At 67.2% G+C, this 25,594-nt stretch carries 25 protein-coding genes and 1 pseudogene; 5 read left to right on the top strand and 21 right to left on the bottom strand.

Features of this window, described 5'->3' with window-relative positions; translation table 11 throughout:
- The 5 genes and pseudogenes from IC40_RS26345 to dacB all read right to left on the bottom strand — a co-directional run.
- Positions 1-620 (bottom strand): annotated as a pseudogene (locus IC40_RS26345) (HNH endonuclease); the annotation flags it as partial.
- A 280-nt stretch (positions 621-900) separates the two neighbouring features.
- Positions 901-1,476: a hypoxanthine phosphoribosyltransferase gene (hpt, locus tag IC40_RS0100730; RefSeq protein ID WP_234411719.1), complete on the bottom strand. Its 576-nt coding sequence runs from the start codon at positions 1,474-1,476 to the stop codon at positions 901-903.
- A gap of 13 nt (positions 1,477-1,489) precedes the next feature.
- Complete coding sequence (gene tilS, locus IC40_RS0100725) at positions 1,490-2,446, bottom strand: tRNA lysidine(34) synthetase TilS (protein WP_030132865.1); 957 nt, start codon at positions 2,444-2,446, stop codon at positions 1,490-1,492.
- Positions 2,425-3,468 (bottom strand): Rv3626c family coenzyme F420 biosynthesis-associated protein, encoded by a 1,044-nt coding sequence (locus tag IC40_RS0100720; protein WP_030132864.1) that lies wholly within the window; start codon positions 3,466-3,468, stop codon positions 2,425-2,427. Before IC40_RS0100720 ends, tilS begins: the two co-directional genes overlap by 22 nt.
- On the bottom strand, positions 3,465-4,844 hold the full coding sequence (gene dacB, locus IC40_RS0100715; RefSeq protein ID WP_030132863.1) for a D-alanyl-D-alanine carboxypeptidase/D-alanyl-D-alanine endopeptidase: 1,380 nt from the start codon (positions 4,842-4,844) through the stop codon (positions 3,465-3,467). Before dacB ends, IC40_RS0100720 begins: the two co-directional genes overlap by 4 nt.
- 66 nt (positions 4,845-4,910) lie before the next feature.
- On the opposite strand from dacB, the gene IC40_RS0100710 reads away from it, so the two are divergent.
- Genes IC40_RS0100710 through IC40_RS0100700 form a run of 3 tightly spaced genes read left to right on the top strand, consistent with a single transcriptional unit; the run spans position 4,911 to position 7,164 of the window.
- Positions 4,911-5,399 carry an inorganic diphosphatase gene (locus tag IC40_RS0100710; protein WP_019510803.1) on the top strand — a complete coding sequence of 163 codons (489 nt, stop codon included), beginning with the start codon at positions 4,911-4,913 and terminating at the stop codon, positions 5,397-5,399.
- A gap of 60 nt (positions 5,400-5,459) precedes the next feature.
- Positions 5,460-5,981: a 2-oxo-4-hydroxy-4-carboxy-5-ureidoimidazoline decarboxylase gene (locus tag IC40_RS0100705; RefSeq protein ID WP_030132862.1), complete on the top strand. Its 522-nt coding sequence runs from the start codon at positions 5,460-5,462 to the stop codon at positions 5,979-5,981.
- Between the two features lie 34 nt (positions 5,982-6,015).
- A complete protein-coding gene (locus tag IC40_RS0100700) occupies positions 6,016-7,164 on the top strand; it encodes an EstA family serine hydrolase (RefSeq protein WP_030132861.1) in 1,149 nt (382 codons plus the stop codon).
- A gap of 2 nt (positions 7,165-7,166) precedes the next feature.
- On the opposite strand, the gene IC40_RS0100695 is transcribed toward IC40_RS0100700, so the two are convergent.
- The 9 genes from IC40_RS0100695 to IC40_RS0100655 form a co-directional block, all read right to left on the bottom strand.
- Positions 7,167-8,141 (bottom strand): 2-hydroxyacid dehydrogenase, encoded by a 975-nt coding sequence (locus IC40_RS0100695; RefSeq protein ID WP_030132860.1) that lies wholly within the window; start codon positions 8,139-8,141, stop codon positions 7,167-7,169.
- Positions 8,138-9,496, bottom strand: coding sequence for an enolase C-terminal domain-like protein (locus tag IC40_RS0100690; protein ID WP_030132859.1), 1,359 nt, complete (start codon positions 9,494-9,496; stop codon positions 8,138-8,140). The genes IC40_RS0100695 and IC40_RS0100690 overlap by 4 nt, the downstream gene beginning before the upstream one ends.
- Before the next feature lie 96 nt (positions 9,497-9,592).
- Positions 9,593-10,387, bottom strand: coding sequence for an IclR family transcriptional regulator (locus IC40_RS0100685; protein WP_030132858.1), 795 nt, complete (start codon positions 10,385-10,387; stop codon positions 9,593-9,595).
- Positions 10,384-11,112, bottom strand: a complete 729-nt coding sequence (locus IC40_RS0100680; RefSeq protein ID WP_030132857.1) for a sulfite exporter TauE/SafE family protein — start codon at positions 11,110-11,112, stop codon at positions 10,384-10,386. Before IC40_RS0100680 ends, IC40_RS0100685 begins: the two co-directional genes overlap by 4 nt.
- A 40-nt stretch (positions 11,113-11,152) precedes the next feature.
- Positions 11,153-12,163 carry an ABC transporter ATP-binding protein gene (locus tag IC40_RS0100675; RefSeq protein ID WP_030132856.1) on the bottom strand — a complete coding sequence of 337 codons (1,011 nt, stop codon included), beginning with the start codon at positions 12,161-12,163 and terminating at the stop codon, positions 11,153-11,155.
- The gene (locus IC40_RS0100670; protein WP_090558741.1) at positions 12,156-13,148 is read right to left on the bottom strand and encodes an ABC transporter ATP-binding protein; all 993 of its coding nucleotides are present in this window, start codon (positions 13,146-13,148) and stop codon (positions 12,156-12,158) included. The genes IC40_RS0100675 and IC40_RS0100670 overlap by 8 nt, the downstream gene beginning before the upstream one ends.
- 26 nt (positions 13,149-13,174) lie before the next feature.
- Positions 13,175-14,158, bottom strand: coding sequence for an ABC transporter permease (locus IC40_RS0100665; protein ID WP_030132854.1), 984 nt, complete (start codon positions 14,156-14,158; stop codon positions 13,175-13,177).
- 15 nt (positions 14,159-14,173) lie between these two features.
- Complete coding sequence (locus IC40_RS0100660) at positions 14,174-15,103, bottom strand: ABC transporter permease (protein WP_030132853.1); 930 nt, start codon at positions 15,101-15,103, stop codon at positions 14,174-14,176.
- Positions 15,104-15,131: 28 nt separating this feature from the next.
- Positions 15,132-16,691 (bottom strand): ABC transporter substrate-binding protein, encoded by a 1,560-nt coding sequence (locus tag IC40_RS0100655; RefSeq protein ID WP_030132852.1) that lies wholly within the window; start codon positions 16,689-16,691, stop codon positions 15,132-15,134.
- 342 nt (positions 16,692-17,033) lie between these two features.
- On the opposite strand from IC40_RS0100655, the gene IC40_RS0100650 reads away from it, so the two are divergent.
- Positions 17,034-18,014, top strand: coding sequence for a 2-hydroxyacid dehydrogenase (locus IC40_RS0100650; protein WP_030132851.1), 981 nt, complete (start codon positions 17,034-17,036; stop codon positions 18,012-18,014).
- A gap of 85 nt (positions 18,015-18,099) precedes the next feature.
- On the opposite strand, the gene IC40_RS0100645 is transcribed toward IC40_RS0100650, so the two are convergent.
- Both IC40_RS0100645 and IC40_RS0100640 read right to left on the bottom strand, forming a co-directional pair.
- The gene (locus IC40_RS0100645) at positions 18,100-19,026 is read right to left on the bottom strand and encodes a LysR substrate-binding domain-containing protein (protein WP_030132850.1); all 927 of its coding nucleotides are present in this window, start codon (positions 19,024-19,026) and stop codon (positions 18,100-18,102) included.
- A gap of 53 nt (positions 19,027-19,079) precedes the next feature.
- Positions 19,080-20,036 carry an oxygenase MpaB family protein gene (locus tag IC40_RS0100640; protein WP_036469099.1) on the bottom strand — a complete coding sequence of 319 codons (957 nt, stop codon included), beginning with the start codon at positions 20,034-20,036 and terminating at the stop codon, positions 19,080-19,082.
- An 86-nt stretch (positions 20,037-20,122) separates the two neighbouring features.
- Between IC40_RS0100640 and IC40_RS0100635 the strand changes: the two genes are divergently transcribed.
- On the top strand, positions 20,123-20,752 hold the full coding sequence (locus IC40_RS0100635; protein ID WP_030132848.1) for a TetR/AcrR family transcriptional regulator: 630 nt from the start codon (positions 20,123-20,125) through the stop codon (positions 20,750-20,752).
- Here IC40_RS0100635 and IC40_RS0100630 read toward each other — a convergent pair.
- The 5 genes from IC40_RS0100630 to IC40_RS0100610 all read right to left on the bottom strand — a co-directional run bounded on the left by IC40_RS0100630 (position 20,749) and on the right by IC40_RS0100610 (position 25,543).
- A complete protein-coding gene (locus tag IC40_RS0100630; RefSeq protein ID WP_030132847.1) occupies positions 20,749-21,219 on the bottom strand; it encodes a hypothetical protein in 471 nt (156 codons plus the stop codon). The two genes, IC40_RS0100635 and IC40_RS0100630, sit on opposite strands and share 4 nt — an antisense overlap.
- A 26-nt stretch (positions 21,220-21,245) precedes the next feature.
- Positions 21,246-22,511, bottom strand: a complete 1,266-nt coding sequence (locus tag IC40_RS0100625; protein WP_110812317.1) for a glucarate dehydratase family protein — start codon at positions 22,509-22,511, stop codon at positions 21,246-21,248.
- Positions 22,508-23,437: a 5-dehydro-4-deoxyglucarate dehydratase gene (locus IC40_RS0100620; RefSeq protein WP_030132845.1), complete on the bottom strand. Its 930-nt coding sequence runs from the start codon at positions 23,435-23,437 to the stop codon at positions 22,508-22,510. Before IC40_RS0100620 ends, IC40_RS0100625 begins: the two co-directional genes overlap by 4 nt.
- A gap of 36 nt (positions 23,438-23,473) precedes the next feature.
- Positions 23,474-25,066 carry an aldehyde dehydrogenase (NADP(+)) gene (locus tag IC40_RS0100615; protein ID WP_030132844.1) on the bottom strand — a complete coding sequence of 531 codons (1,593 nt, stop codon included), beginning with the start codon at positions 25,064-25,066 and terminating at the stop codon, positions 23,474-23,476.
- A 90-nt stretch (positions 25,067-25,156) separates the two neighbouring features.
- On the bottom strand, positions 25,157-25,543 hold the full coding sequence (locus IC40_RS0100610; protein ID WP_030132843.1) for a hypothetical protein: 387 nt from the start codon (positions 25,541-25,543) through the stop codon (positions 25,157-25,159).
- Positions 25,544-25,594 lie beyond the last annotated feature (51 nt).

The following is a 25,594-nucleotide window of genomic DNA, read 5'->3' as shown; positions in this document are numbered from 1 at the left end:
GCCGCACACAGCTCTTCCCCAGTCCCTATGTCCAGATCGAGGGTCGCCTCGAACCGGCCCTCAGCGTTCTGCACCACGGTCATCTCATTCAACGTGGTGTCCTCGGCGACCGGCACCACACGCTGCTCGACCGGTAGCGCCGCGATCCGGTCGAGGGCGATCGCCCTAGCCTTCGCCGCCACCTCAGCCGGGGTGGTCTGCACCATCAGTTTGGTCACCACCGCCGCCCGATCGTCGTCGGACAACGCCACCCGCGATTCGATATGCGTGACTCCTTTGCCGACGGCGTCGGCGAACTCGATACCGATCCCACCCAACCGCTGCGCGGTCGTCAGCGCCGGCAACGCCGGTGCCATCCGGCCCACCCGCACCGCCCGCACCGCCGCACCCGGAGCCATCCCCACCAACCTCAGCAGATCAGCCCCGCTGCGTAGATGCCGCCGCCCCGGCACACCCACCCGCTCAGCGGCCACCACCGCCGAGGCGATCACGACATCCAACAGATTCCGCGCCGCCACCGCCGCGGCCAGTACCGCCAGCAAGACCTCGTCATCGACCACCGGCCGCGGACAATCCACCAACCGCCCCAAACTCGGCCCGACATCACCCTCCGGCGACACCGGAACAAGCTCATCGATCAAAGCGTCAACAAACGCATCCAGACAGCTGGCGTCCATAACGGATACCGACTTCCCCCACAGCACCCACCAACGGGCACCATCAAACACACACAGCCCGCACAATCCCCCGAACAGGGACCGTCGAACCTCGCGGCGACCGGAGTCGCGGTCTGCGGCTCACCAAAATCCGAGGATCGGGAACCGCGGCGCATTCGAACTTATGTTCGACTGTACGCCGAAAGACTCATCCCCGCAAGGAGAATTCTCGCACCGGCACCAGCTACGGCGACTGGTAGACCTTCGGCTCCAGCGTGCCGATATAGGGCAGATCGCGGTATCGCTCGGCGTAGTCGAGGCCGTAGCCGACCACGAACTCATTGGGGATGTCGAAACCGATATAGGTGACGTCCACGTCGGCACGCACCGCATCAGGCTTGCGCAAAAGCGTGCAGACGCGCAGCGACCGGGGATTGCGCGTCGCGAGGTTGCGCAACAACCAGGACAGCGTCAGGCCCGAGTCGATGATGTCTTCGACGATCAGCACGTCGCGGTCGTGGATATCGCGGTCCAAGTCCTTGAGGATGCGCACCACGCCCGAGGACGACGTAGAGGATCCGTAGGAGCTGACCGCCATGAACTCCAATTGGGTGGGCACCGCGATGGCACGGGCCAGGTCGGTCACGAACATGACGGCACCCTTGAGCACCGTGATCAGGAGCAGATCCTGGTCACCGTCGCCGGCACGATAATCGGCGGCGATCTGGGCGGCGAGTTCGGCAGTCTTGGCCTTGATCTCGTCTTCGGATAGCAAGACCGACTTGATGTCGCCGGGATACAACTCCGCAGTCACGCCCACAGCGTAGCGGTGCTCACCCGACGGGTTCACGGTAGAGCGTCAGCAGCCCGTCCCGGCGGGCCACGAACAACCGCTCAACGGGCACTTCATTGGGCACCGCCACCCCACCCTGACCGCGCCATTGCGTGATCAGGGCCTCCACGGCGCGCAGCTGGCCGTCGTTGAGATCGCAGGCGCCGCGTCCCAGCAGCCAGGCGCGGATCACCCGGCGGCGGACCGCGCTGGGCAGAACCGCCAGAGCTGAGACGTCCAGGGTGTCGCCACCGGTCGCGTGGGTGTCGGCCAACGCGTCCAACGCCTCGGAGTCCTCCCGCAGCGCGGTGGCGGTGCGGGCCAGCGCCGCCGCGACGCCACCGCCGAGCACCTCCTCAAGCAGCGGGAGCACCTCGGTACGCAACCGGACCCTGGTGAAACGGGGATCGGTGTTGTGCGGATCGTGCCAGGGTGTCAGCCCCAGCTCGGCGCAGGCTGCCACCGTCATGGCGCGACGCTGCCCCAGAAGCGGCCGACACCACGGATCATCGAGCGGACGCATCCCGGCGATCGAACGGGCACCCGAACCGCGCCCGAGGCCCAGCAGCACCGTCTCGGCCTGGTCATCGAGTGTGTGCCCGAGCAACACCGGCATACCGTCGCGGCCGCCGTCAAGCGCGCGATAACGCGCGATCCGTGCGGCCGCTTCCGGGCCACCGGCTGCACCCACCTCGACTCGAAGGACCTGTGCGTCAACACATCCGAGCTGCATCGCCTGGTCACGCGCAGTGGCGGCCACCCGATCCGAACCGTCCTGCAGTCCATGGTCGACGATCAGCGCGGTCGTCGGTCGCAGCATCGCGGCCACCGCCGCGAGCGCCAGCGAATCGGCACCACCGGACAACGCCACCGCCCATGGCCCAGCAGGGATCAGGTATGTCCCGGCGAAAGTCGCTACGGCTGAGCGTAATTGCGCTACAGGACCCGATCGATCCATCGCTGCGGTTCCTCGATCTCATCCGGCTTGGGCAGCGTCTGCGCATCGGTCCAGATGGCGTTGAAGCGATCCATGCCGACCCGGGACACCACATCATCGACGAAAGACTTGCCGCGGGTGTACTGACTGAGCTTGGCGTCGAACCCCAGCAGTGTACGGATAAGCCGTTGCAGCGGAGGCTGTTTGCGTTGGCGCCGTTCGTCGAAGCGATGCCGGATGGTGGCCACCGTCGGCACCACGGCGGGCCCGACGGCATCCATGACGTGCTCGGCGTGCCCTTCCAACAACGTGCCGAGCACCAGCAACCTGTCCAGCGCCTCGCGCTGCGGTTCGGCCTGAACCGCCCGCAGCAATCCCAGCACACCGGTCGAATTCGGCTCGTCGGCGGAGCCGCTGCGTTGCTTGCGCACGTATTCGGCGAGCCGACCAACCAGGTCACCGATCTGATCGGCACCGTCACCGGTCAGCGTGTCCAGCGATGACGACATGTGCTCGGCCAGCCAGGGATTGGCGCGGAACTGGACCCGATGGGTGACCTCGTGCAGACACACCCACAGCCGGAAATCCGCCGGATCGACCCGCAATTGCCGCTCGACCGCAATGACATTGGGATAGACCAGCAGTAATTCGCCGCCGTTGGAGAAGGGGTCGTACTGCCCCAGGATTCCGCTGGAGATGAACGCCAGCACCGCACCCGTCTGGGCACCGGTGACCTTGGCGGCCAACGCTGCCGCGACGCCGCGGGACTGTTCGTCCGAGCCGCCGGTCATCGCCCGCATGGACTGGGTTGCCGCCTGCACCCACTGCGGACGGTCGACCACCCTGGCTTCGGGGACCTCGGCACCCTCGTTGAGGTGCGTCACCTCGCGGACCGGCAACTCGGCGGTGCGGGCCGCCTCGGCCAGCTGAGCGATGGCCTGGTCACGGGTGTAATCGGTGGTCGCCGGCGCAGGACGGGACAGTTTGGCACCGACGGTGGCTGCGACCGCCCAGTCCACGGCGGCGCCGACCGACTGGCTCATCCGCCGCACCCACACAGCCGCAGCTTGGCGGCCAAGGCGTCGAGTGAGGTGCGACCGGTGGGACCGGCATTGTTGGACAACAACGCGAAGGTGAGCACCCGGCCGCTGCTGTCGGTGACGATGCCGGCAAGGCTGTTGGTGCCGGTCAGCGAACCGGTCTTGGCGCGCAACCAGCCCGCCGAGGCCTTCCCCTCATCGGTGTCGAGATACCGGTTCGACAGCGTGCCGCTGCCACCGGCGATCGGCAACAAGTCGACCAGTGGGCGCAGTTTCGGTTGGTCGTCTCCGACAGCGACAGCGATCACCTCGTCCAGGGTAAGCGCGGTCAGCCGGTCGTCGACCGAAAGGCCACTGGAATCAAGCAGTTTGGCCCCGGTGGTGTCGATGCCGGCGGCACGCAACTGCCCGAGCACCGCTTGCGCCGCCCCGTCGAAGCTCTGTGGACGGTTCAGCGCGGCGGCCACCTCACGCCCGATGGATTCGGCCATCACGTTGTCGGACTCGTACATCATCTGGCGCAATCGCTCGATCAGCGGCGGCGACTGCACCGACGCGATCTCGTCGGCGTCGGCACTGGAGCGGGTACTGATTGTCACCGATGCCGGGTCGACGCCCAACGCCACTGCCAGGGCACGGCCGGCATCCAGACCGGGGGTGCGCGAACGGCGCGAGTCATAGGACACCGGTTGGGTCCGGCCGCCATCGAGCATCACCGATTCCATCGGCGCGATATCGCCACCGTCGATGTCCAGCGGATCCCAACCGATCGCCATCGTCGGCCCGCTATAGGCGCTCAGGTCGACCTGCACCGATGTGACCCGCACACCGGCCTTCTTGACCTGGTCGGCGAGGTCGCTGATCCGCGCCGCACCCTTGTACCAGGTGCGCTTGTCACCACTGAAGGCCGACAGTGTCGGGTCGCCGCCGCCGCGCAGCACCACCACGCCGGGCCGGTCACCCGCGCGCACCGTGGTGGTCAGCCGGGCATCCCGGTCCAGGGTCAGCAGTGCCGCCGCGGTGGTCAGCGTCTTGTTGGTCGACGCCGGCTGCATGGGGATGTCTTCGCCTTGGGACCACAGTTCCTGTCCGGTGACCGCGTCGGTGACCCGGCCGGTGAGCATCCCCAGATTCGGGTCGGCCAGTGCGGTGGCCAGCATCGCCGCCATGCCCTTGGCCGTCGGCTCGGTGACCGCCTCGCCCAACGGTGCAACACCTGGGGCCGCTGTCACCGCCGCCGGCTGGGCCGGCAGATCGTTCTTCGCCGCGGTCCGCGACGATGCGACGATCGCGGCCACCCCCACCACGACGGCGACGAGCACGAGAACCACCAGACCGATCACCAGGTGGGTTGATCGGCGCCATCGACCGGGCCGCATAACGTGCAGCGTATCGCTCCTCTAAGGTGGACCCGCCAGACCAACCGAGGCGAAGGAGCTGTTCGGGTGTCGTTCGACGTCGTCATCGAGATCCCCAAGGGGTCCCGCAACAAGTACGAAGTGGACCATGAGACCGGACGGGTCAAGCTGGACCGGTACCTCTACACCTCGTTCGGCTACCCCGCCGACTACGGGTTCTTCGAGGACACCCTCGGCGAGGACGGCGATCCGCTGGACGCCCTGGTGCTGCTGCCCGAGTCGGTCTTCCCCGGTTGCACGGTCGAGGCCCGGCCGGTCGCGATGTTCAAGATGACCGACGAGGCCGGCGGCGACGACAAGCTGCTCTGCGTGCTCGCCGACGACCCGCGCTGGGAGCACATCCAGGATGTCGGTGACGTCTCCCAGTTCGAACTGGACGCCATCAAGCACTTCTTCGTGCACTACAAGGACCTGGAGCCGGGCAAGTTCGTCAAGACGGCCGACTGGGTCGGCCGCGAAGAGGCCGAGGCCGAGCTGCAGCGTTCGATCGAACGGTTCAAGGCTCAAGGCCACTGATTTAGCACCGCCGTAACACGCGGTAACCCGGCCGTGTCCTGGCCCTCTGATGATTGATGCGTGTTGCTGCATCAGGGAATCGGACTGGACGTGTTCAACGCGTTGCCCGAACGCAAGGCCGTACACGCGCTCTACGAGTGCTGCAACAGCTATGCGCTGGCCCGCGAACTCGTCCGTGGCCGCCCTTATCCCGATCACGACGCACTGTTCCGCCGCGCCGATGCCGCGCTGTTCGAGCTGCCCGAATCCGCCGTGGATCAGATCCTGGACGCGTGCCCCGATATCGGCAGGCGACCGCGCAGCGCGAAGTCGCAGGCCGAACCCTGTGCGGTCTGGGATGACGATGCCGAATTGATGGCAGCGCTGAGCGCCGCCTCCCGGCAGTACGCGCAACGCTACGGGTTCACCTTCGTGATGTTCGTCGACGGGCACTGCGCACGCGATGTCCTTGCCGCCGTCACCGACCGGATGCACCATGACACCGAGACCGAACGCAAGATCCTGCGAAACGAACTGGCCAAGATCGGTCGCAGCAGGTTGGAACGGATGCTCGGCCCCGAGGGCGGTTACCAGAACTGGTAGGTACGCCCGACGGTGATCGGCCATGATGGCTGCCATGACCGTCGACGGTGTGTGCGACCCCCGGTTCGAGCAGGTGGCCGACGCGCTCGGCCGAGCCATCGACGACGGTGAGGAGTGCGGGGCCGCGATCGCGATCGATATCGGCGGTGAATTGGTCGTCGACATCTGGGGCGGTCACGCCGACGCGGCGCGCACCACACCGTGGACCGCCGACACCATCGTCAACGTGTGGTCCTCCACCAAGAACGTCACCGCGCTGGCCGGGCTGATGCTGATCGACCGCGGCCTGGTCACCGCGCAGACCCCCGTCGCCGACGTGTGGCCCGAGTTCGGGGCCGGCGGCAAGGACCGCATCGAGTTCCGGCATCTGCTCACGCACTCCTCGGGAGTATCCGGATGGGATCAGCCGGTGACACCCGAGGACATCCTGGACTGGGACCGCTCCACGGCCATGCTCGCGGCGCAGTCCCCCTGGTGGAAGCCGGGTTCGGCCACCGGCTACCACGCGCTGACCCATGGCCACCTGATCGGGGAAGTGATTCGCCGGGTCACCGGAAAGCCGTTGAAGCAGTTCGTCGCAGAGGAGATCGCCGGGCCGCTCGGCGCCGACTTCCAGATCGGCGCCCGGCCCGAGGACGTCCCGCGGATCGCCGAGATCATCGCTCCGGCGGACCCTTTCGAGGGAATACCGCCCATGCAGGACTGGACCGAGCAGATGCTCAAGACGTTCACCGGGCCGGCACCGGAGCCGCAGATCGCGAACACCCCACAGTGGCGGGCCGCAGATATCGGCGCCGCCAACGGGCACACGAACGCACGCGCCCTGACCAAGATTTTGTCGGTGATCTCGCTGGGCGGCAGCGTCGACGGTGTCCGTCTGCTGCGACCCGATACCGTCGAAGACATCTTCGAGCCACAGATCGAGGGTCCCGACCTGGTACTGGCCGGGCACCACCTGCGCATGGGTCTGGGATTCGGTTTACCTAGTCCCGCAATCGGTTACATTCCGGACGGCAAGATCTGCTTCTGGGGTGGCTGGGGCGGATCCTGGGAGTCGATGAACCCGGACTCGCGCACCACGATCGCCTACGTGATGAACAAGATGGGCCCCGGTATCGAGGGGTCGGCCCGCACCGACCGCTACTTCCGGCTGATCTATCAGGCGCTCGACGATATCGGCTGACGTCAGCGCGCCACCACATTGTGCAGCGGCTCGCCACGCACCAGGCGACCGATATTGGCGGCGATATCGTCGACCCGGCCCCGAAAGGTGTCGGTGGTGATTCCCGACGAGTGCGGTGTCATCAGCAGGTTGGGCAGCTCGTGGAACGGGAGGTCCGCAGGTGCGCCGATGGCACCGCTGCCGGTGGCCTCGGGATAGCGGTACCAGACGTCGATCGCGGCGGCGCCGAGACGGCCGGTACGCAGCGCGTCATAGACGGCCCGCTGGTCGACAAGCGGGCCGCGGCCCACGTTGATCAGGATCCCATGCGGGCCCAGCGCATCGAGCTGGGTGCGGCCTATCATCCCAGTGGTCGCCGGTGTCAGCGGCGCCGAAACCACCAGCACATCGGAGGCGTCGGCCAGCTCGTCGAGCCTGCTCACATCCTCCACCTGGTCCAGTCCGTGATCGCCGGTCACCCGCCCGGAGCCCGTCACCGCCGACCCACGACAACCCAACTGGCGCAGCAGCTTCCACGACTGCTGACCGATGTGCCCGAACCCGACGAAACCGACCCGCGCGTCACCGAGGGCCGGCGGCTGGGCGATCGTGTCGTCGTATACCGCGCTGGCCCAGACGTCCCTGCGCAATGCCGCATCCTGGGCCAGGAAGCCTCGACGCAACATGATGGCTGCCGCCAAGACATACTCGGCGATCGACCTTTCATGGTGGAACGTGTTGGCCACCAACACATCGGGGGCCAGCGCATCGAATGCCACCCGGTCGGTGCCCGCTCCGGCCACATGCACGAGCTGCAGCTTCTCGGCGACGGCGGCCATCTCGGCGGTGAATCGACCGCCGACATGCACCGAGGCGTCACGCAGACACTCGATCGAACCGTCCGGATCCGCCCAGGACAGTTCGATGCCGGCAGGTATCGCTGCCTCGAAGCGCGCCCGGTGTGGGACCAGGTTGCGATCGGCGACATGAACCTTCATGCGCGTTGCAGGCAAGGACGCTTGCTGTCGAACGTCCAGCCCGGGATGAGATACTGCATGGCGATGGCGTCGTCACGGGCACCCAGCCCCTCGGCGAGGTACAGCTGGTGCGCGGCTGCCACCCGGTCCTCGTCGAGTTCGACGCCGAGTCCGGGTGCCGCGGGCACGTCGAGATAACCGTCGGTGATCTCGTACGGCGCCTTGGTGATGCGTTGGCCGTCCTGCCAGATCCAGTGCGTGTCGATGGCGGTGATCTCTCCCGGTGCCGCCGCGGCGACCTGGGTGAACATCGCCAGTGACACGTCGAAGTGGTTGTTGGAGTGCGAACCCCAGGTCAGGCCCCAGGCCGCGCACAGCTGCGCGACGCGCACCGAGCCGTTCATCGTCCAGAAGTGCGGATCGGCCAGCGGGATGTCGACGGCACCGGCCCGGATGGCGTGGCCCAGCTCGCGCCAGTCGGTGGCGATCATGTTGGTCGCGGTCGGCAGGCCGGTGGCGCGCTTGAATTCGGCCATCACCTCGCGCCCGGAGAACCCATCCTCGGGCCCGACCGGGTCCTCGGCGTAAGCCAGCACGTCGGTCAGCCCCCGACAGGTCGCGATGGCATCCTTGAGCAGCCATCCGCCGTTGGGGTCCAACGTGATCCGCGCCTCGGGGAAGCGACGGGCCAGTACGGTGACGGCGGCGGCCTCCTCGGCGGCAGGCAGCACCCCGCCCTTGAGCTTGAAATCGGCGAAACCGTAACGGGCGTGGGCGGCCTCGGCGAGCCGGACGACACCCTCGGGCGTCATGGCCTCGCGGTGTCGGACCTGCAACCATTCGTCGGCCGGATCACCGGAGACGGCCTCGTCGGCGGCCGTGCGGTAGGGCAGATCGGTCCTGGCGCTGTCCCCGACGAAGAACAGATACCCCAGGGCCTGCACGCGATCTCGCTGCTGTCCCTCCCCCAGCAGGGCGGCGACCGACACGCCGAGGTGCTGCCCGAGCAGATCGAGCATGGCCGATTCGACCGCGGTCACGGCGTGCACCGTGACCCGCAGATCGAAAGTCTGAGCGCCACGGCCGCCGGCGTCACGGTCGGCGAAGCTCCGGCGGATGTCGCCGAGCACGTTGTTGTAGGCACCGATACCGCGGCCCTCGACAAGCGATCTGGCCTCGGTGAGCGTGCGCTCGATCGCGGCGCCGCCGGGGACCTCGCCGACACCGGTGTTGCCGTCGGAGTCCTTGAGGATCACCAGGTTCCGGGTGAAGTAGGGGGCGTGGGCCCCGCTGAGGTTCAGCAACATGCTGTCGTGCCCGGCGATGGGGACGACACGCATCTCGGTGACGATCGGGGTGCGCTTCGACGAGCTCATGTCACCAGCCTATAAATGTCGGTTGATGCACGTCCAACACTGATGTGGCATCAATTGATCCAGGGATTGAATGTGCGACCAGGCAATCCGCCGCCATCAGGCGAACCACTTGTCACCGTTGGCAACCGGCCGTAGTACCCGGCCGACCTTGTCACCGACCGCGCACAGCGCCTCGACGATGCCGCGCTCACGTTCGGCGGTCAGCCGCGCCACCGGCACCGACGCGCTGATTGCGTCCTGCGCCGGCCAGCAGTAGCGCAGCGCCACCGCGAAACACTTTACGCCCTGGGTGTTCTCCTCGTCGTCGATGGCGTAACCGCGGATGCGGACGGTGTCCAGCACCTCGTTCAGCTCATCGTGGCAGGTGATGGTCGCCGGCGTGAGCGCCACCAACTCGGTGGGCAGGTGATGGTGCCGATCGACGCCGGTCCGTTCGGCCAACAACGCCTTGCCCAGCGCGGTGGCGTGTGCGGGCAGCCGCCTGCCGACCCGATTCGTGGCTCGGCGGTACTGCTGGGATTCGCGGGTGGCCAGGTAGACGATGTCGGTGCCGTCGAGGCGGCCCAGATGGAATGTCTCGTCCCAGTCGCTGCGCAGATCGTCGAGGAACGGCGCGATCATCGGCAGGTACGGATCTCCGTCGAGATAGCTGGTGCCCACCAGCAGCGCTCGGATCCCGATGCCGTAGAGCGTGCCGGTCTCGTCCGCGCGCACCCAGCCCTGTGCCATCAGGGTGCGCAACAGTGCGTGTGCGCTGCTGCGCGGCATGCCGAGATCCTCGCTGATCTCCCGGATTCGGGCTGGTTCGTCCTGTCGCGCGGCCAGGTATTCCAGCAGCTCGACGGTGCGGGCGGCCGACTTGACCCCCGCGCGTGCAGTCGATTCGGTCATAACAGGCCTGTCTGTCGGACGAGGAGAACCACCGCGCCCGCGGTGGATGCGGCGATGGCGGTCCACCGCTGCCGCAAGGGAGTGAGGATGCGGTTGGCGTAGCGCGACAACACATATCCGAGAACCGCCGCCGGTATGAGCAGTGCGAACATCTGCACGGTGTGGTGGTCCACGGCGCCGGTCACCGCCAGCATCGCGATCGACATGAGCGAGCCCACCAGGAAGAAACCGGCCATGGTGGCCCGCAACTGGGCGCCGCTGCTGCGCTGCCACACCAGCGCCATCGGCGGTCCACCGATCGATGTCGCCGTGCCCAGCACCCCGGAGGTCGCGCCGGCCAGCATCAGGTTGCGCCGCCGGGGTTCGGGAATCCAACCCAGGCTGGTGACGGCCACGCCGAGCAGCACCACGGCGGCGATCAGGATCGCCAGGGCGCGTTCCGGGATGGCCGCCAGCAGCAGTGCCCCGGCGATGGTCCCGGGGACCCGGCCGAGCAGCGCCCACCCGGTCCCCCGCATGTCGATGGCCGTACCTTCGCGCAGCACGACCAGCAGCGTGAGCAGGGTGGCCAGCATGATCAACGTGCCGGGCACCAGTCCAGGATCGACGACGGCGACCACCGGTGCGGCCAGCATGCCCATGCCGAAACCGATGGAGCCCTGCAGACAGGACGCCAGCATCACCGCGATCATGATGACCGCGAATCCGGGCACGCTGGGATTCATGTCCCGCACCGCCCGGGGCTCGAGGGCGCCGTTGCGGTCCTCATGCGCTGTGCGACAACGCCGATGCCTCGTGCTGAACCGGGTGGTGGCATTCGGCGGTGTGTCCGGCCACCACGGGGTCGACGGCCAACGGCGGACGCTGCTGGGCGCAGATGTCGGTCGCGTGCGCGCAGCGGGTCCGGAAGCGACAGCCCGAGGGCGGGTTCAGTGGTGAGGGAACCTCGCCCTTGAGCAGGATCCGTTCCCCGCGGGCCGCGTCGTGCAGTTTGGGGGCGGCCGACATGAGAGCGGACGTGTAGTGGTGTTCGGGCCGGTCGAAAACCGCTTCAGTGGGACCGGTCTCGATGATCCGACCCAGGTACATCACGGCCACCCGGTCGGCGACATGGCGCACCACCGACAGATCGTGGGAGATGAAGACGTAGGAGATCTGCAGCTCCTGCTGCAGATCGTTGAGCAGGTTGAGGATCTGCGCCTGCACCGAGAGGTCCAGGGCCGACACCGGCTCGTCGCAGATGATGACCTCGGGATCGAGCGCGAGCGCCCGGGCGATACCGATGCGCTGGCGCTGGCCACCGGAGAACTCCTGCGGGTATTTGCCGAAAGCCTTCGCGCCCAGGCCGACCATATCGAGCAGGCCGCGCACCCGCATATCGCGGTCGGCGCGGGTCTTGTACAGGGATCGGTGTGTACGCCATGGTTCGGCGATGATCTCGGCCGCCGTCATCCGCGAGTTCAGCGAGGCGTAGGGATCCTGGAACACCATCTGCACGCGACGCCGGAACTTCAGCAGTTCCTTGCCTTTGAGCGCGAACGGATCGATCCCTTCGAAGCTCACCGAACCCGTGTCGGGGCGTTCCAGCATCATCAGGGTGCGAGCGAGTGTGGATTTGCCACAACCGGATTCGCCGACCAGACCGAGGGTCTCACCTCGGGCCAGGTCCAGATTGATACCGTCGAGCGCGGTCAGTGTCTTGCCACCGGACACCCGGAACGTCTTGGTCAGATCGCGGACCGTGAGCACCCGATCAGCCGTTGTCGAATCAGACATGGGATACCTCCGTGGGGAAGTGGCAGGCGGACGCGCGCCGGCCACCGACGGCCTGCAGGGCGGGTCGGGTGTTGCGGCAGATGTCGGCGACCAGTGGGCAGCGGTCCTGGTACACGCACCCAGCCGGAATCGAGTGCAGGTCCGGTGGACTCCCGCCGATCGATTTGAGCTCGGCACCCCGCTCGGCGTCGACGGGCACCGAATCGAGCAGCCCTTTGGTGTACGGGTGCTTCGGATCGGCGAAAACCTCCGACACCGGTCCGGTTTCGACAATGCTGCCGGCGTACATGACGGCGACGCGGTCGGCCTCCTCCGCGACAAGGGCCAGATCGTGGGTGATCAGCACGACCGCCATGTCGTACTCCGCACGCAGGCTCTTGAGCAGGGCCATGATCTGCGCCTGCACGGTGACGTCCAGCGCCGTCGTCGGCTCGTCGGCGATGAGCACCTTCGGGTTGAGCGCGACGGCCATCGCGATGAGCAGTCGTTGGCGCATGCCCCCGGAGAACTGGTGCGGGTAGGACTTCATCCGTTCTTCGGGCTGCGGGATGCCCACGCGCGCCATCAGTTCCACGGCCTTGGCCTTGGCTTCTTTGGCCTTCATGCCGTGATGGATGCGGAACGGTTCGGCCAACTGGGTGCCGACGGTGTAGAGCGGGTTGAGGGCGGTCAGCGCGTCCTGGAAGACGATCGCCAACTCCGGGCCCGCCATCTCGCGTCGCTTCTTACGGCCCACCGAGAGAATGTCGACATCGCCGATGCGCGCCGTGCCGTCGGCGACCTGGGCCACCGGTTCGAGCAGACCGACGAGCGCGGTGGCGGTCATCGATTTGCCGCAGCCGGACTCACCGAGCAGTGCCAGCGTCTCACCGGTGCGGGCGGCGAAGCTGACATGGTCGACGGCCCGGACGGTACCGGTGATGGTGCGGATGTCGACGGTCAGGCCCTCGACGCGCAGCGCGGGATCGGCGTCCACCTGGTCCATGGGGAGATGTTCTGCGACAGCAGTCATTAGATGGCCTTTCCGGACTTGGTGAAACGGGACAACCGCTTCTGCGGGACGGTGAGTCGCCACCGCTGGGCGGGGTCGGTGGCGATGCGGGCCCAGGCGGCCAGAATGGTCGCCGAGACGGTGGTGATCACGATGGCCAGTCCCGGCAGGAAGGACAGCCACCACGCGGTGTGCAGGTAGGTGCGCCCCTGGGAGACCATCAGACCCCAGCTGACATCGGGCGGCTGGATGCCGATACCCAGGAAGCTCAGCGAACTCTCCGCCAGCATCACGTAGCAGAAGTCCAGGGTCGCGACGGTGAGCAGGGTGGGCAGCACGATCGGCAGTACATGCCGGGTGATGATGGAACGCCCGCTTGCCCCGAACGTACGGGCGGCGTCGACGAATACGCGGCTGGACAGTTCGGCGGATTCTGCGCGGGCGGTGCGCAGGTACACCGGGATACGGGTGATGGCCAGTACCGCAACGATGTTGGCCGCGCTCGGGGAGAACACGTAGAGCACCACCACCGCCAGCAACAGCGACGGGAAGCTCATGATGACATCGGCGACGCGCATCGCGACAGTCTCCCGCCAGCCGCGGTAGTAACCGGCCCACATGCCGATGATCGAGCCGATGACCGCCGAGATCACCACGGCCGGAACGGCCACCGACAGGGTGGTCTGGCAGGCCACGATCAACCGGGCCAGCATGCTGCGGCCCAGCGGGTCGGTGCCGAGCACATTGGCCCAGCCGTGGGCAAGGGTGAACGGCGCCTGGTTGGAGTTGTCGAGGTCGATGCGGGTGGCAAGATCACCGACGAGCAGGGGGCCGAAGATCGCGGTGAGGAAGACCAGGCTCAGCACCGCCGCCGCGGCGGCGGCGACGCGGTCGTTGATCAGCAGGCGGAACCAGACGGAGCCGGCGGAGCGCTTCTTGGTGACCGGTTCGCCGACGATGGCGGTGGTCGGTTTGACCGGGACGAGATCGATCTGAGTGCTCATCTTCAGTTGGCTCCCTTAGACCTTGGCGGGTTCGCGGACGCGGGCATCGAGCAGCGCGTAGCACGCGTCGATGGCGATGTTGAGGATGAAGATGCTGACGGCGGTGAGCAGGACCGCCGCCTGCAGCACCGCGAAATCGCGTTGCAAGATCGCGTCGATCATGAGCTTGCCGATGCCTGGCCAGCCGAAGATGGCCTCGACCACCACCGCGCCGTTGATCAGGCCGACGGTCAGGTCACCGGCCACGGTCAGGGCGGGGGCGGCGGCATTGCGCAGTGCGTGGTGGGTGACCACGCGCATATCGCCTGCACCCTTGCTGCGCGCCAGCCGGACATATGGTGCCGAGAGCGCGGAAACCATTGCGCCGCGGACGACCTGGGTGAGCACGCCGAGCGGGCGGATCATCAGGGTCGCGATGGGCAGGATCCAGGACAGCACACCCGCGTCGGTGCCGGAGGTGGGCAGCCAGCCCATCAGCACCGCGAACAGCCACACGCCGGTGATGGCGAACCAGAAGTCCGGGATGGAGGCCGCGGTCATGGACAGCAGGCTGGAGAACCGGTCGGCCAGCGAGTTGGGCCGGTAGGCCGCCCAGCAGCCGATCACCACGGCGCCGATGATGGCGAGCAGCATGGTGACGAACGCCAGTTGCAGGGTGGCCGGGAAAGCGCGCAATGCCATCTCGGCGGCCGATTCGCCGGTGCGCAGCGAGGTGCCGAAGTCGAGATGGATGACACCCTTGAAGTAGTCGAGCAATTGGACGATCAGTGGATCGTTGAAGCCGTTCGACTCGGCGAAGGCGGCGCGCTGGTCGGCGGTGGCGGATTCGGGCAGGTACAGGTTGGTGGGGTCGCCGGTGAGCCGGGCGAGCAGGAAGACACCGAGCAGCACGATGACCAAAGGAATTGTGCTGGTGTGTATCCGGCGCCGCAGGAATGCGAACATGGCGTGTCCTCTTTCGGGAGCGGTCGGGTCAGGACTGGTCGGCGCGGTCGCCGGCCGCGGGTGTCATCGCGGCCAGGCGCATCTCGTCGCCGGTCGCCGGGTCGGGGGTGTAGTCGACGCGTGGCGATTTGCCGAGGATGCCCTTCATGTGGGCCAGGTAGGCCATCTGCATGATCTCCTGTGGCTCCTCGGCGAACAGTTCGGCGAAGGCATCCTGGCGGGCCTGCCCGGTGAGCGCCTCGGCGGCGCGGATCTTGGCATCGAACTGCGGTGTGCCGTAGGCAGCCTGCGGGCCGTCGGAGAGCATGTACTGGTCGAGGGTGAAGGCGGCGTCACCGGCCTGGTTACCGTGCATGATCATCAGCAGATAGGGACCGGTATTCGCCGGAAACGGCCGCAACTGGTACTGCAATTGGCTTGCGGTGTCCATCATCTCGATCTTGACATTGAGACCGATCTCGGTGAACTCGCTCTGCAGCACCTCGATGGTCTCGGTGATCTTGGGAAACTGGGCGGTCCGCCCGATCAGCCGGATCTGGCGGTCGACGGGGACACCGTCGGCTTTGGCCTGGGCGATGAGTTCCTTGGCCTTGTCCCGATCGTGCGGCCACAGCGGCAGTTCTTCGTTGTAGCCGACGACACCCGAGGGGATCAGTTGGGCGGCAGGTTCACCCAGGTCGCGGAACAGCGCCTTGACGATGCCGGTCCGGTTGACGGCGTAGTTGATCGCCTGACGCACCCGGATATCGTCCAGCGGTGGCTCGGTGGCCTGCATCCGCAGGGCGGTGGTCTCGTTGTTCTGGAACGGCACGCCGAGATCGCCGGCGCCGTCCTCGGGCCCGAGCCCGACGGCGATATCGGCCTCGTCATTGGTGATCATGGCGGCGCGCACGCTGCCCTCACTGCGCCAACGATATTCGGCCTTGCCGAACGCCGGAGCCGCCCCCCAGTAGGTGGGATTGCGAGTCAGGGTCAGCTTCTGGCCGTACTCCCAGCGCTCGATCGCATAGGGCCCGGTGCCTATCGGTTCGCGCACCTTCTGGTCGACACTGGTGGTGCGCGGCACCATTTCGACGAACGAAATACGCAGCGGCAAAATCGGATCCGGTTCCGTCGTACCGATGACGACGGTATCGGCATCCGGGGTCTGCAGAGCCAGCTTCTCGTCACCGAAGACGTACCCGTCGACGTTGCACTGCAGGTCGGAATTCACGGCGCGGTCGATGGAGAAGGCGGCATCCTCGGAGGTGAAGGGCGCGCCGTCGGAGAAGGTGACGCCGTCACGCAACCGGAAGGTCCACTCGGTCGGGCTGGTCTGCTCCCATTCGGTGGCCAACAGCGGCTGCAGGTCTCCGGTGGTGGCATCGCGCTCCAGCAGCGGTTCGGTGATGTTGGAGCGCACGACGATCCCGGTCGACGTCAGCGAGCTCTCACAGGGCTCCAGCGTCGGGGGCTCCTGTTGCAGCACGATGCGCAGGGTGTCGGGGTCATAACCGCCGCCCCCGGAGTTGGCGACGGTGCAGCCGGCTGCCAGCACAGCTGTACCGGCGAGCACCAGCAGCCTGGGCACCATGCGTGTCGCAGCCATCGGGACCTCCAGATCGGGGATTGGGCTGTACCGGCCAGCGGAGTGATGTCCATGTATGTGGACACCATCTGTGACGGTAGACACACCGTAGGAGCGCCGTTCCGACAGCGTCAACCGCCCGAAACGTGCACATCTGCTGCCATTCGGCAGCTGGACGACGCCGGCATCACACTCCATAAATGGTCTTTGAACTGGGGTTATGTGCCCGACATCCGATATTCGATACCTCGAAGCGGTGGGCAAAACGCCAATCATGCATGTTCTGTATCAACCCATGCTATTTCCGTGTTGGACAGGTATCCGCAGGTCTTTCTACCGTGACATGAGGAACGAAGGAGCCACATGGGAACATCAGCGCGATCCGTCGACCGTGTCCTGCAGGTCGGTCCACTCAAACCGTCGCTGGCCGACACCCTCGCCACCCGGTACGACGCCCTGGTCCTGCCCGAGGAGAACGCCGCCCGCGAGGCGTTACTGGCCGAGCATGCCGACGCGGTGACCGCCGTGGTGACATCGGGTCGCACCGGCGTGGACGCCGCTCTGATGAGGGCGCTGCCGCGACTGGGCGCCGTCATCAACTTCGGTGTCGGATACGACACGACCGATGTGGAGGCCGCCGAACTTCGGGGCGTCGGGGTGAGTAACACCCCCGACGTCCTGACCGACTGTGTCGCCGACACCGCCGTCGGACTGTTGATCGACACCATGCGCCAGTTCTCGGCATCCGACCGCTATGTGCGCGCGGGCCGCTGGCCGGCCGAGGGCAACTACCCATTGACCCGGCAGGTCAGCAACACCCGCGTCGGCATCGTCGGGCTCGGCCGTATCGGTGGCGCAATCGCCAAGCGTCTCAGTGCCTTCGGTTGCACGATCAGCTACCACAATCGCCGGCAGGTGCCCGATTCGCCGTACCGCTACGTCGACACGCCTGTGAACCTGGCCCGCGATGTCGACGTGCTGGTGATAGCCGCAGCCGGCGGCAGCGCGACCAGCAAGCTGGTCGACGCCGCCGTGCTCGATGCGCTCGGCGCGCAGGGATACCTGATCAACATCGCCCGCGGCAGCGTCGTCGACGAGCAGGCACTGGTGAGCGCCCTGCTCGAGGGGCGGTTGGCCGGTGCGGGTCTGGACGTCTTCGCGGCCGAACCGCAGGTCCCCGCCGAGTTGTTCGAGATGGACAACGTCGTACTGCTCCCCCACGTCGGCAGCGCGACCGTGCAGACCCGCGCCGCCATGGAGGCGCTCACCCTGCGCAACCTCGACGAGTTCCTGTCGACCGGTCAGCTGGTCACGCCGGTAGTGCAGCCCGCCGCCAGGGTATAGCGGTCGATCGCAATGTGACCCTGACAGCGCCACCGTGGATATATATCCATGACGACGCTCTCAGGGTCACATTGCATTGTGCGAGTCAGCCTCCGAAGCCATCCAGCAGGTCGTCGGTGGTCCACTCCCGCGCCGGCAGCACATCACGCAACAGTCGCAGCAGCGCCGGGTTCGTGCTGTCCTGGCGCCAGCAGGCATCGAGTTCGACCGGCCGTTCGCGGAACGCACCGATGGTGCGGAACACCACGCCCTCAGGATGCAGGGTGGCGGCCGACGCCGGCACCAGCGCGATGCCGATCCCTGAGCGGACCAACACCAGCATCGTGTGCACCTGCGTGACGAACTGGACATAGCGCGGTGTGGCCCCGGCGATGGTGAACGTACTGATCAGCAGTTCGTTGAAGTAGCGCGCCTCGACCGGTGAGTACATCACGACGTCCTCGCCGTCGAGGTCGTTGAGGGTCAGCTGGCGGGCCTGTCCGACCAGCGGATGACCCGCGGGCAGCGCGGCCACCAGCTGCTCGTGCAACAGCGGGCGAGAGACGATACCGGGGCGTTTGAGCGGCGGCCGGGCCATCCCGAGGTCGATATCACCGCTCATCAGCGCCTCCAGCTGCACCGAGGAAACCATCTCGCGCAGTTCGAGTTTGACGTCCGGCAGCTTTTCACGGGTGCGCTCCAGCAGACGCGGCAACACGGCATGGGCGGATGCGGCGGTGAATCCGACCACCACTGTGCCGAGATCACCGGCGGGCACCCGCTTCACGGTAAGCGCCGCGCTCTCGGCCAGCTGGAGGATGCGGCGGGCGTCCGGCAGGAAGGCCACCCCGGCCGGGGTCAGCGTGACGGTGCGGGTGGTGCGGTCGATGAGCTGGACCCCGAGTTCGGCTTCCAACTGTTGGATCTGGCGGCTGAGCGGGGGTTGGGTCATGTGCAACCGCTCGGCGGCCCGCCCGAAGTGCAGCTCCTCGGCGACGGCGATGAAACAGGACAGCCGGGCCAGCGAGAACATCGATGCACTCCTAGTATCACCGCGTCGCTGCGGGATGTCAGTGGTGCATGAGTTTAGCGCGCGGCGAAGCTCTCCAGTTCGTACCGGTTGTGGAAGTCACGCAACTTCTCGTAGCGGTAGCGGTTGTAGGCCATCGGCTCCAACACCAGCCACTTGGGCAACCGCCGCCGGGCCGCGCGGATCAGCACCCGGTACAGCGCGAACTCCAGCTGCTTGGCCGAATTCCATTCACTGCCAAGCAGTTCCATCATCACCGGATGGGTCGCCGATTCGGCGCAGATGCGGGCCGGACGGGCCAGTACCGGCACCGTCAACCGCCAGCCGGGCTCGATGAGTCGGTGCAGCCAGGCCGGGCCGAACAACGTCGGCACCGGCGGACCGGCGAACTGATCGGCGGCCCACAGCAGGAACGGGTTGGCCGCCAGTTCGGTGTCCGCGATCTCGTCGTAGTACGCCTGCATCTCGGCCACGGTGGCCGGTACATCGGCAGCGTCACTGGGCAGCCCGACATCGGCCATGGCACAGACCGTGCGCCACACCACCTCGCGCTGCTCATCGGAGAAGTGCTTGCCGTAGACCGCGGTGTATCCGGCGTAGAAGATGTTCAGCGAGGTGGTGCCGACCCACTTCCACAACGCAGGATCCAGCGCACTGAACCGTTCACCGGCGAAATCCCCCTTGCCGACCCCGTGCACCGCGCCGTGTTTGGTCTTCAGTCGTTCGGCGGTGGCGCGCCGGTCGGCCTCGTCGGCGAACGCGAGTGGTCCGTTCCACAGGTAGCTGTTGATCCCGCGGTCGGTGAAGTTGGCCGCGAACCGACCGCTGGCGTCGACGGCGGCCGCGACCTTGCGGTAGGCCACCTGGTCCAGGGCGAGCCTGCCGAACAGGCCGAAGGCCAGCGGTGTGCCCATCCACCAGCGCACGTCGGAGGCCAGTTCGTGATGCGGTTGACCGGGATCCCAGGGCCGGGGCGAACTGTCCGCGTCGACCCGTTTCACCGTGCTCGTCATCGCCGGAACCCCCATCGCTTAAAACAGGAAACATCTGTGTGCAGATTGAGAAAAACAGCGTGGCGCCGCTGTGTCAAGATGGTCCGATGGCGGTCTCGCGGCGCTACGGCGGACAAACCGCCGTCGACCGGGTCGCCGAACGACGCGCCAAGTTGCTCGCCGCCGGCCTGGAGTTGATGGGAACGCGCGGTATCGCCGGCACCACGGTGCGCGGTGTCACGGAAGCCTCCGGCGTGGCGGCTCGGTACTTCTACGAGAGCTTCAGCGATATCGAGGCGCTGCATCTTGCCGTCTACACCGAGGTCATCGAGGAGGCGGCACGTCGGTCGGTCGCCGCATTGGAGCAGGCACCCGATGATGCCCTGGCGCGCACCAGGGCGGTGCTCGGCGAATTGGTCGACCTGATCCTCGGCGACCGACGCAAGGGCCGGATCCTGGTGCTGGAGGCCACCGCCGCACCGGCTCTGGGTCGGCGTAGCCTCGCCGAATCGAGCCGATTCGCGGGCATGCTGGCCGCCACCGCGGCCGGTGGCGACCCAGCCCTGGCGGCCGACGGGCTGCCGACCGATCTGCGACTGGTGTCGCAGTTCCTGGTCGGCGGGGTCAGCGCGACCATCGGAGCGGTTCTGCTCGGTGATATCGAGGTCGACCGTGAACACTTGGTCGACGTGCTGGTATCGCTGTTCGAAGCGATCCGCGCGGCCGCTGCCGGCTAGCTGAGCTTTATGACGGCGAGCTTCATTTCCCTGGCGGCCGTTTCCCATTGCGCGATCGTCGGCAGCCGGTCACCGCCGAACGTCAGCCCCATCTGACGCTGCGCCTTCTTCGGTCCGTAGGAGGTGGCGATCCGTTCGGCCAGCGCCGCCACCGCGGCGGGCTCGTCGATCAGCTCGCCGCGCATCGTGGTCGTCCTGCCGCGGTAGGACACCTGCGCGTCGGCACCGCCGCGGAAGTTGTGCTTCCACTGCGCCTCCAGCAGCACGTAGAGCGCACCGTCGAGGTGGTGCGCGCTGACCGGCGTGGCGTACCGCCTGCCCGTCTTGCGGCCGGTGAAGGACACCAGCATGAAGTCACCGATCAGCGCGCCCAGTGGGGTCCGGAGGGCGAACTTCAGTGTGGGATTGACGATGCGCAGCAGCAGTTCGGGTGGGTGGGCGGCATCGACGGCCGGCTGGTCTGCCATCCACCCACCGTAGCGGGGTGAGGCGGCTACCAGCGTGGGCTGGCGAGTGCGAAGTTCGGATCGACGGTCTGCATGTAGCCGGTGTCGTCCCGGTCGCGGATCCCGCAGGTCACGTACTGTTCATGCAGCGCGGTCAACGAGTCCTCGTCGATCTCGACACCCAGGCCCGGTCCGGTGGGTACCGGGACGGAGCCATCGACGAAGGCCAGCGCGCCGTCCTTGACGACATCCTCGGTCTTCCACGGCCAGTGGGTGTCGCAGGCGTAGGTGAGGTTCGGGGTGGCGCCGGCCAGGTGCACCATCGCCGCCAGGCTGATACCCAGATGCGAGTTGGAATGCATGGACAGGCCCAGCCCGAAGGTCTCGCAGATCCCGGCCAGCAGCCGGGAGCGCTGCAGTCCGCCCCAGTAATGGTGATCGGAGAGAACGACTTTCACCGAGTTCTTGAGCACCGCCGGTTTGAGCTGATCGAACGCGACGACGCACATGTTGGTGGCCAACGGCATCGGGGACTGCGCGGCGACCTCGGCCATCCCGTCCAGTCCGGGTGTCGGATCCTCCAGGTACTCCAGAATGCCTGCCAGTCCGGTGGCCACCTTGATCGAGGTCTGCGGGGTCCACGCGGCGTTGGGGTCAAGGCGCAGCGGGACACCGGGGAAGGCCCTGGCCAGCGCCTCGATACCGGCCATCTCTTCCTCGGGGGCGAACACGCCACCCTTGACCTTGATGGCGGTGAACCCATACTCGTCGACGATGCGGCGGGCCTGGGCGACCAGGCCGTCGGGGTCCAGCGCTTCACCGAACCGGTCCGGCTCGGCACCGGGATGGCCGGCCCACTTGTAGAACAGGTAGGCACTGAACGGCACGGCATCACGCGCCTTGCCGCCCAACAGGTCCGAGACCGGCCGGCCCAGGGCCCGCCCCTGCACGTCCAGGCAGGCCACCTCGAACGGGGAGAGCACCTGATCGACCGCGCTCGCGGTGGTGATCATGCCCGCGGTGCCGACCGCCGCGTCGTCACCCGCCAGCCGGACCGCGATCGCGGCGCGGATCTCGTTGAGTGCGAAGACGTCCAGACCGGTGATGGCCGCGGCCGCGGCGTTCAGCCGGGCCAGGTGCCGGGTATCGGCGTAGGTCTCACCGAGCCCGACCAGACCCGCATCGGTATCCAGCTGGATGATCGCCCGCAGCGCATAGGGCTGGTGCACCCCGACGGTGTTGAGCAGCGGGGGGTCGACGAAGGCGACCGGGGTGATCCGTGCGCCGGTGATGCGGATGGCGCTCATGATCAGACAGCCCGGCTCAGCGCATCGGCCAGCACGGCGCGACCGGCGGCGACGATCGATGCCAGCGCCGCGACATCCTCGGCGCTGGGCATCACCAACGGCGGGCGCACCGACCCGGCCGGCACACCCTCCATCGTGACACCGGCCTTGACCAGCGAGACGGCGTATCCGGGGACGGTGTCGCGCAGCTGGACCAGCGGGATGAAGAAGGCGTTGAGCAGAGCGTTGGTCAGCTCCGTGTTGCCCGACTCCAGCGAGTTGTAGAACGCCAGCGCCAGGTCCGGGGCGAACGCGAACGTCGCCGAGGAGTACAGCGGCACACCGATCGCGCGGAACGCCAGCTGGGTGGTTTCGGCGGTCGGCAGGCCGTTGAAGAACAGGAAGTCCGGATCCACCTGATTGGTGACGGCAGCGACGATGCGCGCAACCTGGTCGAAATTGCCTGTGCCGTCCTTGAATCCGACGACATTGTCGATCTTGGCGACGGCGACCGCGGACGCCTCGGTGAACTTGGCGTTGTTGCGGTTGTAGACGATGACCGGCAACGTGGTCGCGCCGGCGACCGCGGCCACATAGTCCACCAGTCCGGGCTGGGGAACCTCGACCAGGTAGGGCGGCAGCAGCAGGATGCCGTCGGCGCCCTCCTGCTGAGCGGCCCGCGCGAACGCCTTGGCTTGGGCCACCGAACCGCCGGCTCCGGCGTACACCGGGACGCGGCCGGCGATCACCTCGACGGCGGTGCGCACCACTACGCGGAACTCTTCGAGCTCGAGAGCGTGGAATTCACCTGTGCCACAGGCGATGAACACGCCACCGGGACCGGCCTCGACACCCTTTGTCAGGTGCGCCGAGAGCGCGTCGATGTCGACCGCGCCGGAGGCGGTGAAGGGGGTGACGGGAAAGAACAGCACGCCGTTGAACGTGGGACGCATCGTGGAAAGCTCCTTGAATGGTGGTGGAGGGGTAGGTCAGTCCTGCGTGAGCCGGCCGTCGATGCGCCGCCACAGGTGATCGGGATTGTCGTCGGCAACGGCGCTGGGCAGCAGCGATTTCGGGACGTTCTGGTAGGCCACGGGACGCAGGAAACGTTCGATCGCGCGGGCACCGACCGATGTAGTGCGCGAGTCCGAGGTTGCCGGGAACGGACCGCCGTGCACCATCGCATGGCACACCTCGACACCGGTGGGCCAGCCGTTGAAAAGGATTCGCCCCGCCTTGAGCTCGAGCAGCGGAAGCAGCTCGCCGGCCGCGGCTTCGTCGGACGCATCGGCATGCACGGTCGCGGTCAGCTGCCCCTCGACGCCGGCGGCGACGGTGTGCATCTCGGCAGCATCGGCGCATCGCACGATCAGGCTGGCCGAGCCGAACACCTCGGCCTGCAGCTCCTCGCTACCCAGGAAGCTCTGCGCATCCGTACTGAACAATGCCGCCTGCCCGCAGGTCTCGATAGCGCCGGCCTCACCGTGTGCAACCAGTTCTGCTGCACCGTTGAGCATCTCGACACCGGATGCATAGTTGCCGGCAATGTTCGGCGTCAGCATCGGGGTGGCGGGTGCCGCGGAGATGGCCTCGCCTGCCGCGGCGACAAAAGCATCGAGCCCCGGGCCGTCGACGGCGATGACCAGGCCCGGGTTGGTGCAGAACTGCCCCGATCCCATGGTGAGCGATCCGATGAAGGCCTTGCCCAGCTCCGCACCGCGAGTGGTCAGTGCCCCCTCAAGCAGGAACACCGGATTTATGGAGCTCATCTCGGCGTAAACCGGGATGGGCTCGGGACGTGCGGCGGCGGCCGCCATCAATGCCGTTCCCCCGGAACGGGATCCGGTGAAGCCGACGGCCTTGATATGCCGATTGGTGACCAGCGCGACGCCGAGACCCGGCCCGCTGCCGAACAGCAGCGAGAACACGCCGGCGGGTAGGCCCGACTCGGCGACGGCGGCGGTGACCGCCCGCGCCACGATCTCCGAGGTGCCCGGATGGGCGTCATGACCCTTGACCACGACCGGACACCCGGCGGCCAGCGCCGAGGCGGTGTCGCCGCCGGCGACCGAGAAGGCCAGTGGGAAGTTGGAGGCGCTGAACACCGCAACGGGACCCAGCGGCACGAAACGCTGGCGGATGTCGGGACGTGGCAGGGGGGTGCGGTCGGGCTGGGCGGTGTCGATGCGGGCACCGTTCCAGCTGCCTTCCCGCAGTACCTCGGCGAACAATCGCAACTGGCCGGTGGTGCGGCCGACCTCGCCGGTGATTCGCGCGGTCGGCAGACCACTCTCGGCGACCGCCCGAGCGATCAACGACTCGGCGACCGCCTCGATGTGGGCCGCGATCGATTCCAGGAACCGGGCGCGCTGTTCGGCGGTGGTGGCGCGGTAGACCGGGAAGGCCTCGGCGGCGGCCGCCGCGGCGGTGTCGACATCGGCGGTGTCACCATGCCGGTAGACCGGTTCCAGCGGTTGCCCCGCCGACGGATCAAAAGCCCGGACCTCTTGGCCGGTGCCCGTGACGGGCGTCCCGGCGATGATCATCTGTCCGGTCAGCTGGGTGGGAAGAGTCGCAGTCACACCAGCAACGGTATGGAGAGAATCCATACATGTCCAAGACCATTTCGGTGCCCACTAATGCAGAACTTGGATAGGTCTGTGACCCGCGGTTCAGGCGACGGCGCGGTTGCGTTGCGACAACAGACTCAGCACCGTACGGCCCAATTCGGCGAGATCGGGATCGGCGCCCGAAGCGTCGACCAAGGTCACCCCGTCGGCGACCCCCGCGGTCTCGATATCGGCGATCAGACCGGCCAGACCGTGCACAGTTCCGGCATAGCGCACGCCATCGGCGGCCCCGAGCGACGCAAAGGCGGAGCGGACGTCCGGCGCCACCGCGACCTGGACGTCGAGGATCACCGCGACGTCGCCGTCGTCATGACGCAATCGGGTCCGCGCGCGCTGCGCCTGCTGCAGGTCACGAGCCGATACCCGCACCACCGGGTCAATACCGGACGTCAGCTCACTCCACGTCTCATCTGCCACGAATAACCGCACGAGGCCACGTTAGGAGCGGCACATACCGCCGGCCAATGGTTGCGATCAGCA

The organism is Mycolicibacterium neoaurum ATCC 25795, assembly GCF_000691525.1.
In the GTDB taxonomy this organism is placed as follows: Bacteria; Actinomycetota; Actinomycetes; order Mycobacteriales; family Mycobacteriaceae; genus Mycobacterium; species Mycobacterium neoaurum.
Note: the sequence above shows the minus strand (reverse complement) of the source record. Positions and strands in the feature narration are given on the sequence as shown.